This is a genomic window from Stenotrophomonas sp. JAG2 (assembly GCF_041080745.1).
In the GTDB taxonomy this organism is placed as follows: Bacteria; Pseudomonadota; Gammaproteobacteria; order Xanthomonadales; family Xanthomonadaceae; genus Stenotrophomonas; species Stenotrophomonas maltophilia_AA.
In genome coordinates, this window is the sequence record NZ_JBEUMH010000007.1 from 241,367 (window position 1) to 253,921 (window position 12,555).

Here is a 12,555-nt window from a genome sequence, read left to right on the forward strand (position 1 = left end):
GGGATTGAAGCAATGACTGAGTGGTATTTCGCCGATGGCCAGGAACGTCAGGGTCCGCTGAGCGCAGAGGACATGCGCCAGCGCTTCCAGCGTGGTGACATCACCCTGGCCACGCTGGTGTGGCGCGAGGGGTTCGCGCAGTGGGCGCCGCTGTCCGAGGCCGTCGATGAGCTGCAGCTGCAGAACCTGGCCTCGGCCGCCAGCAACCTCGGCAACGGCATCGATCTGCGCGGGGATTACACCGCGATCGACAACGGCACCGCGCCGCTGCCGGGCACCGGTGGGGGCACCTACTCGCCGTATACCGCGCCTGCCGCGGCCACCGGCTATGCCGGGTCGGCCGTGGTCGACGGCCAGGACGTGGTGTATGCCGGTTTCTGGAAGCGCTACGCCGCCTACTTCATCGATTACATCCTGCTCACCGTGGTCACCCTGCCGCTGAGCATGATCATCAACGTGATGGGCGCCAGCTCGGGCAACGAAGGCGTGCAGGTCGCGCTGACGCTGGTGGTGATGCTGCTCAGCCTGGTCATCAGCATCGGCTACTACGCCGGCTTCCACGCCTCGCGCGGCGGGGCCACGCTGGGCAAGATGGCGGTCGGCATCAAGGTGGTGCGCGGCAACGGCGAGCGGATCAGCTTCCTGCGGGCCTTCTGCCGCTACCTGGCGACCATCGTCAGCAGCCTGATCCTGATGATCGGTTTCATCATGGCCGCCTTCACCGAGCGCAAGCAGGCGCTGCACGACATGATGTGCGACACCCTGGTGGTGGACAAGTGGGCCTTCACCGAGCATCCCGAGCTGCAGCAGCGCGGCCTGGGCACGGTCACCATCGTGATCCTGGTGATCGCCGCACTGGCCGTGGTGGCCCTGTTCGGCGTGATGATCGCCATGATCGGCGTGATCGCCTCGATGTCCTGATCTGAGCCGTCCTCACATCGGGCCGCTTGACATGAGCGGTCCCGGCGTGATTCCACTAATAGGCAGAAAGCTGAACGCCCGGCCCACCCCCGGGCGTTCGGTTTATGTATATCGCCCGCGCCGCTTCACTAATGCGGCCATTTGCTCCACCCTAGCGGCCCTCCCCGGGGCCCTGCCCATAGAATCCTGACGCCATGCCCAAGCACCTGCTCATCGTCGAATCGCCCGCCAAGGCCAAGACGATCAACAAATACCTCGGCAAGGACTTCACTGTCCTGGCCTCGTATGGGCATGTGCGTGACCTGGTGCCCAAGGAAGGCGCGGTCGATCCCGACAACAACTTCGCGATGCGCTACGACCTCATCGAGAAGAACGAAAAGCATGTCGATGCCATCGTCAAGGCGGCCAAAACCGCCGACGACATCTTCCTGGCGACCGATCCGGATCGCGAGGGTGAAGCGATCAGCTGGCACATCGCCGAAATCCTGAAGGAACGCGGGCTGGTCAAGGACAAGCCGATGCAGCGCGTGGTCTTCACCGAGATCACCCCGCGCGCCATCAAGGAAGCGATGGGCCACCCGCGCGAGATCGCCGGTGACCTGGTCGATGCCCAGCAGGCGCGCCGCGCGCTGGACTACCTGGTCGGTTTCAACCTGTCCCCGGTGCTGTGGCGCAAGGTGCAGCGCGGCCTGTCCGCCGGCCGCGTGCAGAGCCCAGCGCTGCGCATGATCGTCGAGCGCGAAGAAGAGATCGAAGCCTTCATCGCCCGCGAGTACTGGAGCATCGATGCGCTGTGCGCGCATCCCTCGCAGCACTTCAATGCGCGCCTGATCAAGCTGGACGGCCAGAAGTTCGAACAGTTCACCGTGACCGACGGCGACACCGCCGAGGCCGCGCGCATGCGCATCCAGCAGGCCGCCCAGGGCGCCCTGCATGTCACCGACGTGGTCAGCAAGGAGCGCAAGCGCCGCCCGGCTCCGCCGTTCACCACCTCCACGCTGCAGCAGGAAGCCTCGCGCAAGCTCGGCTTCACCACGCGCAAGACCATGCAGGTCGCGCAGAAGCTGTACGAAGGCATGGCGATCGGTGAGGAAGAAGGCACCGTCGGCCTGATCTCGTACATGCGTACCGACTCGGTGAACCTCTCGCAGGACGCGCTGGCCGAGATCCGCGATGTGATCGCGCGCGACTACGGCATCGGCTCGCTGCCGGACCAGCCGAACACCTACCAGACCAAATCCAAGAACGCCCAGGAAGCCCACGAAGCCGTGCGCCCGACCTCGGCGCTGCGCACGCCTGCCCAGGTGGCGCGCTTCCTCACCGATGACGAGCGCAAGCTGTACGAGCTGATCTGGAAGCGCGCCGTCGCCTGCCAGATGATCCCGGCCACGCTCAACACCGTCAGCGTGGACCTCTCGGCCGGCAGCGAGCACGTGTTCCGCGCCAGCGGCACCACCGTAGTCGTGCCCGGCTTCCTCGCCGTGTACGAGGAAGGCAAGGACAACAAGAGCGCCGAGGACGACGATGAAGGCCGCAAGCTGCCGGCGATGAAGCCCGGCGACCGCGTGCCGCTCGAGCGCATCCTGGCCGAACAGCACTTCACCCAGCCGCCGCCGCGCTTCACCGAAGCGGCGCTGGTCAAGGCACTCGAGGAATACGGCATCGGCCGCCCCTCGACCTACGCCTCGATCATCCAGACCCTGCTGTTCCGCAAGTACGTGGAAATGGAAGGACGCAGCTTCCGCCCGTCCGACGTGGGCCGTGCGGTGTCCAAGTTCCTGTCCAGCCACTTCACCCAGTACGTGGATTACGACTTCACCGCCAAGCTCGAAGACGAGCTCGATGCGGTGTCGCGTGGCGAGGAAGACTGGATCCCGCTGATGGCACGGTTCTGGGAACCGTTCCACAAGCTGGTCGGCGAAAAGAACGAATCGGTCGACCGCGCCGAAGCCAGTGGCGCGCGCGAGCTCGGCACCGACCCCAAGACCGGCAAGCCGGTCAGCGTGCGCCTGGGCCGTTTCGGGCCGTACGCGGCGATCGGCAGCACCGCCGAGGACGCCGAGGACAAGCCCAAGTTCGCCTCGCTGCGCCCGGGCCAGTCGATGCACACCATCTCCCTGGAAGACGCGCTGGAGCTGTTCCTGATGCCGCGCGCGCTCGGCCAGGACAAGGAGGAGGATGTCAGCGTCGGCATCGGTCGCTTCGGTCCGTTCGCCAAGCGCGGCAGCACCTATGCCTCGCTGAAGAAGGAAGACGACCCGTACACCATCGACCTGGCCCGCGCCGTGTTCCTGATCGAAGAGAAGGAAGAGATCGCGCGCAACCGGATCATCAAGGAATTCGAGGGCAGCGAGATCCAGGTCCTCAACGGCCGCTTCGGCCCGTACATCAGCGACGGCAAGATGAACGGCAAGATCCCGAAGGATCGCGAACCCGCGTCGCTGACCCTGGCGGAAGTGCAGAAGCTGATGGAAGACACCGGCAAGCCGGTGCGCAAGGGCTTCGGCAAGAAGGCCGCGAAGAAGGTCGTGGCCAAGAAGGCACCGGCCAAGAAAGCCGCCGCGGGCGAAGCGACCAAGAAGACCGCCACCAAGAAGGCCGCGGTGAAGAAGGTCGCGAAGAAGGCCACGGCGAAGAAGGCCACCAAGAAAGTGGCCAAGAAGACCGTGAAGAAGGCCGTCAAGAAGGTCGCGGCTCCCTGAGCCTGGTTGACCCCTCCCGCCACGGCGGGAGGATAATGCGGGCCATGCATCCGGCCCGCCTGTCATGAACGAACTCACTGTGGACACCGCCCTGCCTGCGCTGCGCGCCGGCGGGGTGATCGCCTATCCCACCGAAGCGGTCTGGGGCCTGGGCTGCGATCCCGCGCACGAGGCGGCGGTGATGAAGCTGCTGCAGCTCAAACAGCGCCCGGTCGAGAAGGGCATGATCCTGGTCGCCGCCGATCCGGCCCAACTGGACGGCTGGGTGCGCATGGATGCCCTGCCGCCGGACCGCCAGGGCGTGGTGCTGGCCAGCTGGCCCGGCGCCAACACCTGGATCCTGCCGGCCGGCAAACGTGCCCCACGCTGGATCACCGGCGAGCACAGCGGCATCGCGGTGCGGATCAGCGCACACCCGCTGGTTGCCGCGCTGTGCCGGGCCTGGGGCGGGCCATTGGTCTCCACCAGCGCCAACCTCGCCGGCGAACCACCGGCCCGCACCCGCGCCGAGCTGGACCCGCGCCTGCTGGCCCTGCTCGATGGGCTGATCGATGGCCACACCGGTGGACTGGCGCAACCCACGCCGATCCGCGATGCGCTCAGCGGCCAGGTGTTGCGCAGCTGAGCCGGCTTTTGCGCGGCGGCGGCCAAACCCGCACACTGCGCGCATGACCCTGCGCCCTGCCCTGTGGTTGTCCCTGTTCGCACTGCTGAGCCCTGTCGTGTCCGCCGCGGCGCAGACCGACAATGTGCGCGTCTACCGCTGCGTGGGCAGCAACGGCGCCGTCTCGCTGCAGGACGCACCGTGTCGCGAAGGCCGGCAGGAAGTCCGCGACCTGCAGCGCCCGCGCGACCCGGCGCCGCAGGTGGTGCGCAGCGACCGTACGCCCGACCCGGCGCCTGCCCCGCGCGCGCCCGAACGCGAAGTGCGCTACGTGCATGTACAGCCGCCGCAGCCGATGTACGAATGCACCACCAGCGATGGCGATACCTATGTGAGCGACAGCAACGAAGGTAATCCGCGCTGGGTGCCGATCTGGACGAATGCCTATCTGCCCTATCGGCCCGGCCCGCGGCCACCGCCCGGTGGCTACCCGCCCTCACGGCCGTTGCCACCGATCATGCCGATGGGCAGCGGCTCGGTGCGCAGCAGTGGAGGCTCGCTCTCCGTCAGTGGCGGCGGCTCACGGGTCGGCGGCAGCATCAACATCGGTGGTGGCAGCTCGCAGTGGGAAGGCGGTGGCTATCCGTACCCGGGTGTGGAGAACAGCGTGGTGGTACCGGCCGGCAACGTGCTGGTCCGCGACGAATGCCATGCGCTGCCCGCGCAGGAAGTCTGCTCGCGGCTGAAAGACCGGCGCTGGGACCTGATCCGCCGCTACAACAGCGCGCTGCAGGGCGAGCGCGACGCGCTGACCCGCGAGCAGCGCGGGATCGATGCGCGCCTGGACCAGGACTGCGGCGGCCACTGAGCGCGCTGCGCTCTACACTGATGCGATGAAACGACGGTTCCTGCTGCTCTTGTTGCTCGTGCCCCTGCCGGCGGCTGCCGACGATGCGGTGTTCTTCCGCTGCACGGATGCGGGCGGCAACCTGACCATCCAGAGCGTGGCCTGCCCGGCCGGCAGCGAGCAGCGCATCCAGCGGATCAGCGCACCGGTCCGCGCACCGGCCGACGTGCCGTCCGCGCCGGTCGCACCCCCCTCCCGTCACACCATGCCGCCGCTGCCGCAGGAAGGTGACGAGGACAGCGGCCTGCTCGACAGCGCCGCGCTGCGCCCGGACGCGCCGACGGCCGGGCCCGACGACACCGTGCCGGCCAAGTCCCCATTGCCGGAGATCTATCAGTGCGTCTCCGCCGAGGGCAGCCGCTACCTGCACGAACGCGAACCGGCGCCGTCGCGCTGCGAGTCGCTGGCCATCACCGGCCTGGGCGGCAGCAGCGCGCCGAGCAATGCGGCCAGCTGCGAAGTCGTGCGCGATGTCTGCGCGCCGGTGGCGGAGGCCCAGCGCTGCAGCAGCTGGCAGCAGCGCTTCCGCGATGCGCGCGGCCGCGAGCGTTTCGCCGCGCCGGAGAAGGAGGCCGCCGCGACCGCCGAGCGCGCGCGCCTGGAAGCGGTGTTGGTCGAGAGCGATTGCCCGGTGCCGTGACTGGATACACCGTATGCCATGACCGCGTTCCGGCCGCGCATCCTGTCACCGGTAGTGCCGGCCGCTGGCCGGCTCAGAACCCGTAGCGCAGGAACCCGCCATCCACCGCGATGCACTCGCCGGTGACGTAGCTGGACGCCGGCAGGCACAGGAAGCCCACGGCCGCAGCCACCTCTTCCGGTTCGCCGATGCGGCGCATGGGGGTGCGATCGATCACCTGCTCGTAGTAATCCGGATCGGACAACGGGCCGGAGGTGCGCCGGGTGCGGATGTACCACGGCGCCACGGCGTTCACGCGGATGCCGTCCTCGGCCCATTCCACGGCCAGGTTGCGGGTCATCTGGTGCATCGCGGCCTTGGTCATGCCGTACACCGCACCACTGCGTACATGGGTCAGGCCGGAAACGCTGCCCACATTGACGATCGCCGAGGCCGCGTGCCGGGCCAGCAGCGGGTGCGCGTAGCGCGACAGCTCGAACGCCGAGAACAGATTGGTCTCGAAGATCCCGCGCCACTCGTCTTCGGTGTATTCGGTGGCCGGCTTGCTGATGTTGCCGCCGGCGTTGTTGACCAGGATGTGCAGGCCATCGCTGTGGTCTTCCACCCAGTCCAGGATCTCGCGACGATCCTCGTCATCGGAGACATCAGCGGCCAATCCGTGGATCTCACGGTCCGGGAAGGCGTCGGCCAGTTCGTCGCGGGCCATTTCCAGTGCATCGGCATCGCGGCCGACGATCAGCAGGTCCGCACCGAAGCCCAGCAGTTCGCGCGCGATCGCCAAGCCGATGCCGGCACTGGCGCCGGTGATCAATGCGGTCTGTCCATCCAGTCGCCAACGTTGCGCGCTCACGCCCTTCTCCTGCGGTGATCCATGGAATGCGGCACCCACGGTGCTGCCCGGATAGGATAACGCGCGATGGCCCGCGCACCGGAGGCCATCACGCGCGATGCGCGAGGCGGTGGGACACTGGTCCTCCGCTACCGGCTCAACGAGGGAGGTTGCCATGACGATCCGTATTGCCCTGCCGCTGCTCGCGATGATCGCGCTGAGCGCCTGCGACCGCCCGGTGCCGCCAGCACCGGACACCCCACCGGAACCGCAGGCCACCGAACTGCGCGATGCAATCCAGAAACCGATCGACCGCGCCCGGTCGGTCAGCGACACCCTGCAGCAGTCCGCCGACGCCCGCGCCGCCGAAGCCGACCGCGCCAGCGGTGACACGCCACCGCCCGAGCCCAGCCCGTGATCCGATGGGCCGGATAGCAGAACGCCCGGCACAGGCCGGGCGTTCGGGTGTCACACGGCGCCGCTGAGCCCGCTTACAGGCCGCAGAAGCAGTACACCAGCGTCTTGACCGGCGCGGCGTTGTTGCGCGGGTCACGCGCGGCGTCTTCGACGAAGCGCAGCTGGGTATCCAGCTCCGGCATCGAACGGGCCAGCATCAGACGGGCCATGCCCGATTCGCCCAGCATCCAGGCACCGGCATGGCTGCCGGCGAAGCCGCTGAGGAACTGCGCGAACGGGGTGGCCGCCTTCTCGATGTAGCGCACGCGGAACTTGCCGGCCTCGCCGAGCTTGGCGCGGCTGGCGGCATCGGCGACGGCGGTCTTCAGGCCACCGAACTCATCGACCAGGCCGCGTTCCTTGGCCTGCGCACCGCTCCACACACGACCCCGGGCGACTTCATCGACCGCTTCCACCGGCTTGTTGCGCGCGGCGGCGACCTTGCCGGTGAAATCGGCGTAACCCTTGTTGATCACCGACTGGATGACCTGGCCTACGGCCGGGTCCATCGGACGGGTGATGTCGAACGCACCGGCGAAGCGGGTGGTGCCCACGCCATCGGTATGCACGCCGATCTTGTCCAGCGAGCGGGCCACGTTCGGGATCATGCCGAAGATGCCGATCGAACCGGTGATCGTGGACGGGTCGGCGTAGATGCGATCGGCGTTCATGCTGATCCAGTAACCGCCCGAGGCCGCCAGATCGCCCATCGAGACCACGACCGGCTTGCCGGCTTCCTTCAGCGCGACCACTTCGCGGCGGATCTGCTCGGAGGCGAATACTTCACCGCCCGGCGAGCTGACGCGCAGCACCACGGCCTTCACGTCCTTGTCGTCGCGCGCTTCGCGCAGCAGTGCCGAGGTCGACTCGCCCCCGATGCGGCCGGCCGGCAGATCGCCGCCGGAGATTTCACCGGAGGCCACGATCACCGCCACCTGCGGACGCGAGTCCACCGGCGAGCGACGGCTGTCGAGCACGCTCAGGTACGCATCGAGGTTGACGTTGCGGTAGCCACCATCGGCGTCATCGTCGGCGATGCCGCGTTCGGTCAGCAGGGTGTCCACTTCCTCGCGCGTCTTCAGGCCGTCCACCAGCTTCTGCTGCAGGGCGAACTTGGCCAGGTCGCCACCGGCGGCGGCGATGCCTTCGGGCATGGTGTCGATGCCGGCGGCCAGCTGTGCCGGGTCGAGCTTGCGCGCCTTGGCGATGTCGGCCAGGTAGCGCTGCCACACATCGTTCATCCAGAACAGATCGGCTTCCTTGGCCTGCGGCGAAGCGGCATCCAGCACGTACGGTTCGGCAGCCGACTTGTACTCGCCCACCTTGAAGAGGTGCACGTCCACGCCGAGCTTGTCCTGCAGGCCGGTGCGGAAGTACTGGCGGTAGCGGCCCAGGCCCTCGAGCACCACGCCGCCCATCGGGTCCAGGTAGACCTCATTGGCCTGCGAGGCCAGCAGGTACTGCGACTGGCTCATGTTCTCGCTGAAGGCGACCACCTGCTTGCCGGCGGCACGCAGTTCCTGCAGCGCGACGGTCACTTCGCGCATCGAGGCGAAACCGCTGGGCTGCAGCTTGTCCAGCTCGAGCACCACGCGCTCGATCTTCTTGTCGGTCTTGGCGGCCTCCAGCGCGCGGATCAGATCGCGCAGCTGGATTTCTTCGGCGCCCTTGTCACCGACCGCCTTGCCCAGCGCGCGGCTGACCGGATCGGCACTGAACTGCTCGACCAGACGGCCTTCCGGTGCGATCACCAGGGTCGTGCGGTCCTGCAGCGATGCCTTCGAGGTCGCGCTCTTGCCCATCGCGACGATGAACAGGATCAGGATCAGGAACAGCAGGCCGAAGAACACCAGGTTGAGGATGAGCCGGCGGGTAAAGTTCATCACATCCCACAGCCCGATGAAGAAGCTGGCGACGGGATTGCGACGCGCGGGTTGGTTCATGGGGGTAACTCCAGAGTGGCTTCTTGCCGTGGTGCCAGAATAGCCGGTGCCGGGCGCGCCGGCATCGGACACAAGTCAGGGGGTCGAAGGGAGCCCGGCGCGGGCGCTGCTCACGCGCAGCCGCCAGGCCATCAGGATGGCGGCGGCGGTCAGGCCCAGGATCAGGCCCAGCCACATGCCCTGCGGGCCCATGCCCAGCCCCAGTCCCAGCCCGGCGCCGAGCGGCATGCCCAGGCCCCAGTACGAGAACATCGCGATGAACATCGGCACGCGGGTGTCTTTCAGCCCGCGCAGCGCGCCGGCTGAGAGCACCTGGATGCCATCGGGGAACTGGAACGCCGCCGCGTACAGCAGCAGGGTCGAGGCCAGTGCGGCCACGCCCAGGTCGTTCGTGTAGACACCGACGATGGCGTCATGGCCGAACAGCAGCACCAGCGCCGACAGCGTCTGTGTGCCCAGGATGATCAGCAGCCCGGCGATCGCGGCGCGGCGCACGCCCAGGCCGTTGCCGCTGCCGACCGCATGGCCGACCCGCACCGTGGTGGCCTCGGCCACGCCCATCGGGATCATGAAGCACAGCTGGGCGACGTTGATCGCGATCTGGTGCGAGGCCGCTTCGGTGGCGCCGAGGCGACCGATCAGCAGTGCGGTGACGATGAACAGCCCGCCTTCCATCAGCACGGTGATGCCGATCGGCAGGCCGGTCCGCAGCAGGTCCCAGATCGCGCTCCAGCGCGGTGCCTCGAAATGCGAGAACAGCTGCAGGTGGGCGAAGCGCTTGGTCTTCCACAGGTACCCGGCGAAGCACAGCGCCTGCAGCCACATCATGATCGCCGAGGCCATGCCCAGGCCTTCGGCGCCCAGCTCCGGGAATCCGAGCTTGCCGTAGCAGAGCACGTAGCCCAGCGGCGCCAGCACCAACAGGCCGCCGAAGCCGAGCAGCATCGTCGGCAGCGTCCAGTGCATGCCCTCGCTCAGGTAGCGCATGCAGAAGTACAGCGTCAGCGCCGGGCCACCCCAGCGCACCGCATGCAGGAAGGCGGTCGCGCCGGGCACGATGTCGGGCGCGATGCCGAACGCCGGCAGCAGCGGCGGCACCACCGTGAGGAAGGTGAACATGATCAGGCCCAGGCCCAGCGCCAGCCACAACGCCTGCCGGAACAACGGACCGATCTCGCGCTCGCGGCCCGCGCCGTGCAGCTGCGAGACCGAGGCGGTCAGCGAGATCAGGGTGCCGATCGGGATCAGCATCGGCAGCCACAGCAGCGCCGTGCCGATGGTGACGGCCGCGAGCGTGTCGGTGCCGTGGTGACCGGCGATCACGTTGTCGACGAAGGAGATCAGGCCGGTGGAAACATGGCCCAGAACCAGCGGCAGCGCGAGCAGACCGGTGGCGCGCACTTCCCGGGAGAGGCGCGGCGTGGAGGAAGCGGTAGACATGGACGTCACAGACGGCAACTACGGTCGCGCGCGGAGGGCACAGGCACCGGGTTGCGGCCCGACATCTTACGCGCGCGGCCGGCGAAAAGCCGCGCTTTCAGGTAAACGGGGTGACGCCGTCAGTGGCCGACGTGCTCGCGCAGCCAGGTATCACGCGCGCCCGGGGCCACGGCCAGGAACTCGCCGCGCACGCGGTCGCGGTCCTGCGGCGGGGTGCGCTGGGCGACCAGGGTCAACTGGGTGAGCTGGGACGGCGTGAGCTGGCGCAGCACCGCCAACGCGGTCGGGCGCTGCTCGGCCGGCAGATAGCCGAACAGGCCCTGCAGCTTGGTGAACTCATGGCCGAGCTGCGGGCCGAGCAGCCAGCCGTCGCGGAAGCGCTGGTCCTGCTCGGCGAAGCGCTGCCGCAGCGCCTGCTGCTGGGCCGGGGGCAGCGCCGCAACGCGCGCCGCGGCCGCACGGACGCGCGCACGCTCGCTTTCGCCCATGGCCTGCCAGGCGGCATAGCGGCCGCGCAGCTCGCGCAGCTGGGCCGGGTCCAGCGCTGCCGGGGTCGCCGGGATGGCCGGCGCGGTGGCACTGGTCGGTGCAGGCACGGCGAGGGGAACCTCGACCCGGTTGGGGGCGGCGCTGGCGGCACTCGACAGCCCCAGGGCGATCAGCAGGAAGGCAGGCTTACTCATCGGCGGCAGCCGTCTCCAGGCCGGCGGTGGCGGGTTCGGGGCGGCTCGGCTGAGCCTGCGATTCGTCGACCGGGACGGGGCCGCCAGCGGCGAACCACGCATACAGATCGGCATCGCGGGCGGTCGGCAGGTCCGGATCGGCCAGCATCGCCGCATCGCTGGCAGCGTACGGCGACGCGCTCGGGGCCACGGTCGGCAGATCGTCGGCAGGCAACGCTTCCACGGTGACCGGGCCCGCATCGGCGACCGCGCCTTCGGGGGTCGCCACCACGGGGCCGCCGGCCTCGCGGGCGTGCTTCCACCACGCCGCGCCGCCAATCAGCACGCCGGCGGTGACGGCCACGATCAGCACGCCCTTCCACGGGAAGCGACGGCCACGCGGGCGCCTGACCGGTCGGCGCTGGGCGGGCGCATCGGACATGACCGGGGTGCGCCACGAGGCGGTATCCGGCTGCTGGCTGGCCGGCGCCGCGACCGGTTGCTGCAGGCGCTGCAGCCGGCTGGCGGGCAGATCGCGGATGCGCAGCTGGACCTGCTCGGCCAGGGCGCGCCAGCCGGCGGCATCCGGGTTGCCATGGGCATCGCGGGGGCAGGCATCGGCCAGGGCGTGCTGGTAGTCGGCCATCGGCACATCCAGGATCTGTGCGGCCGCCGCTTCGTCCAGACCGCCGCCGATCCGCAACAGGAACGCGAGCCGCGCGGACGGGGTCAGGCCAGCCAGGTGCTCCATCGGCGCCGGCCAACGGCCCGCGGCCGGTCCGCGCAGCGGCGCGCGGTGCACCAGCAGCGACCAGAACCGCTCCGGCCACTGGGCCATGGGCAGGTCGCTGGCGATTCCGGCAAAGGCGCGCATGACCGCGACCAGGGCCTGCTCGGCGACGGTCGGGTCGCCGCACTGCAGCTCGGCCACGACCAGGGCGCGGCGTTCAACGCCACGGAGAAACGCCGACAGCGCGCCGGCTGCGGTAGAGGAAACAGGGGCGGGCGCAGCCGTCATAGCAACTCCATCATTGTGTGGAAATGATAGCGATTGCGTCACTCCAGCGGCGCGCGGATGTTCATTTCCTGTGAGCGGCCACGGTCTGCAAAGCCTTCCGGCGCAAAAGGTTGTGCACAGCACCACGTAAAACCGGGGTAGAACCACGCGTGAGCCCCGCGTCAAGTCTGTTTCAACTTTGTTTCACAGCTATCTTGTTGTTTTAATTGACCATTGTCGCTTGGCTATTTTTTGACCAACCTGAGAAGAACGTCGGAAGTTCCTGACGCAAGGCGGTCACATACGCAGTGGCACACAGACTTATCCACAGAAGATGTGGATAAGCCTGAATCTCCAATCAAGTCGGATATTTAGGTGGGATTTATGATTCGGCGCGCACCCCGCTGAGACGGTGAATGGGCGTGATCGGGTCCGCCGCCGCCCGCTACACTGA

Annotated in this window: 11 protein-coding genes; 6 read left to right on the plus strand and 5 right to left on the minus strand. The window is 68.4% G+C overall.

Annotated features, from left to right (window positions below):
• Window positions 1–12 precede the first annotated feature (12 nt).
• The 5 genes from AB9O74_RS11490 (at window position 13) to AB9O74_RS11510 (ending at window position 5,774) form a co-directional block, all read left to right on the plus strand.
• A complete protein-coding gene (locus AB9O74_RS11490) occupies window positions 13–921 on the plus strand; it encodes an RDD family protein (RefSeq protein ID WP_176988066.1) in 909 nt (302 codons plus the stop codon).
• A gap of 194 nt (window positions 922–1,115) precedes the next feature.
• The gene (locus AB9O74_RS11495) at window positions 1,116–3,623 is read left to right on the plus strand and encodes a DNA topoisomerase I (protein WP_369349381.1); all 2,508 of its coding nucleotides are present in this window, start codon (window positions 1,116–1,118) and stop codon (window positions 3,621–3,623) included.
• 64 nt (window positions 3,624–3,687) lie between these two features.
• Window positions 3,688–4,248 (plus strand): Sua5/YciO/YrdC/YwlC family protein, encoded by a 561-nt coding sequence (locus AB9O74_RS11500; RefSeq protein WP_369349382.1) that lies wholly within the window; start codon window positions 3,688–3,690, stop codon window positions 4,246–4,248.
• A 43-nt stretch (window positions 4,249–4,291) separates the two neighbouring features.
• Window positions 4,292–5,095, plus strand: a complete 804-nt coding sequence (locus AB9O74_RS11505; RefSeq protein WP_369349383.1) for a DUF4124 domain-containing protein — start codon at window positions 4,292–4,294, stop codon at window positions 5,093–5,095.
• 25 nt (window positions 5,096–5,120) lie between these two features.
• Entirely contained in the window at window positions 5,121–5,774 is a 654-nt protein-coding gene (locus tag AB9O74_RS11510) for a DUF4124 domain-containing protein (protein ID WP_369349384.1), read from the plus strand.
• A 73-nt stretch (window positions 5,775–5,847) separates the two neighbouring features.
• Here the strand turns inward: AB9O74_RS11510 and AB9O74_RS11515 are convergent, their stop codons facing one another.
• Window positions 5,848–6,624, minus strand: coding sequence for an SDR family oxidoreductase (locus tag AB9O74_RS11515; protein WP_019183576.1), 777 nt, complete (start codon window positions 6,622–6,624; stop codon window positions 5,848–5,850).
• Window positions 6,625–6,778: 154 nt separating this feature from the next.
• Here AB9O74_RS11515 and AB9O74_RS11520 point away from each other — a divergent pair, with 154 nt between their 5' ends.
• Complete coding sequence (locus tag AB9O74_RS11520) at window positions 6,779–7,021, plus strand: hypothetical protein (protein WP_369349385.1); 243 nt, start codon at window positions 6,779–6,781, stop codon at window positions 7,019–7,021.
• A 73-nt stretch (window positions 7,022–7,094) separates the two neighbouring features.
• On the opposite strand, the gene sppA is transcribed toward AB9O74_RS11520, so the two are convergent.
• From sppA to AB9O74_RS11540, 4 genes are all read right to left on the minus strand, one after another.
• Entirely contained in the window at window positions 7,095–9,002 is a 1,908-nt protein-coding gene (sppA, locus tag AB9O74_RS11525) for a signal peptide peptidase SppA (RefSeq protein ID WP_176988060.1), read from the minus strand.
• Between the two features lie 75 nt (window positions 9,003–9,077).
• Window positions 9,078–10,442, minus strand: a complete 1,365-nt coding sequence (locus AB9O74_RS11530) for an MATE family efflux transporter (protein ID WP_176988059.1) — start codon at window positions 10,440–10,442, stop codon at window positions 9,078–9,080.
• A 119-nt stretch (window positions 10,443–10,561) separates the two neighbouring features.
• Window positions 10,562–11,125: a DUF3106 domain-containing protein gene (locus AB9O74_RS11535; protein WP_369349386.1), complete on the minus strand. Its 564-nt coding sequence runs from the start codon at window positions 11,123–11,125 to the stop codon at window positions 10,562–10,564.
• Window positions 11,118–12,122 carry a hypothetical protein gene (locus AB9O74_RS11540; protein ID WP_369349387.1) on the minus strand — a complete coding sequence of 335 codons (1,005 nt, stop codon included), beginning with the start codon at window positions 12,120–12,122 and terminating at the stop codon, window positions 11,118–11,120. The genes AB9O74_RS11535 and AB9O74_RS11540 overlap by 8 nt, the downstream gene beginning before the upstream one ends.
• Between the last annotated feature and the right edge of the window lie 433 nt (window positions 12,123–12,555).

Excerpts from the sequence above, each read along its gene's own strand:
- AB9O74_RS11490 (WP_176988066.1), top strand. The coding sequence starts at position 13 with ATGACTGAGTGGTATTTCGCCGATGGCCAGGAACGTCAGGGTCCGCTG.
- AB9O74_RS11505 (WP_369349383.1), top strand. The coding sequence starts at position 4,292 with ATGACCCTGCGCCCTGCCCTGTGGTTGTCCCTGTTCGCACTGCTGAGC.
- AB9O74_RS11500 (WP_369349382.1), top strand. The coding sequence starts at position 3,688 with ATGAACGAACTCACTGTGGACACCGCCCTGCCTGCGCTGCGCGCCGGC.
- AB9O74_RS11520 (WP_369349385.1), top strand. The coding sequence starts at position 6,779 with ATGACGATCCGTATTGCCCTGCCGCTGCTCGCGATGATCGCGCTGAGC.
- AB9O74_RS11540 (WP_369349387.1), bottom strand. The coding sequence starts at position 12,122 with ATGACGGCTGCGCCCGCCCCTGTTTCCTCTACCGCAGCCGGCGCGCTG.
- AB9O74_RS11535 (WP_369349386.1), bottom strand. The coding sequence starts at position 11,125 with ATGAGTAAGCCTGCCTTCCTGCTGATCGCCCTGGGGCTGTCGAGTGCC.
- AB9O74_RS11530 (WP_176988059.1), bottom strand. The coding sequence starts at position 10,442 with ATGTCTACCGCTTCCTCCACGCCGCGCCTCTCCCGGGAAGTGCGCGCC.
- sppA (WP_176988060.1), bottom strand. The coding sequence starts at position 9,002 with ATGAACCAACCCGCGCGTCGCAATCCCGTCGCCAGCTTCTTCATCGGG.
- AB9O74_RS11495 (WP_369349381.1), top strand. The coding sequence starts at position 1,116 with ATGCCCAAGCACCTGCTCATCGTCGAATCGCCCGCCAAGGCCAAGACG.
- AB9O74_RS11510 (WP_369349384.1), top strand. The coding sequence starts at position 5,121 with ATGAAACGACGGTTCCTGCTGCTCTTGTTGCTCGTGCCCCTGCCGGCG.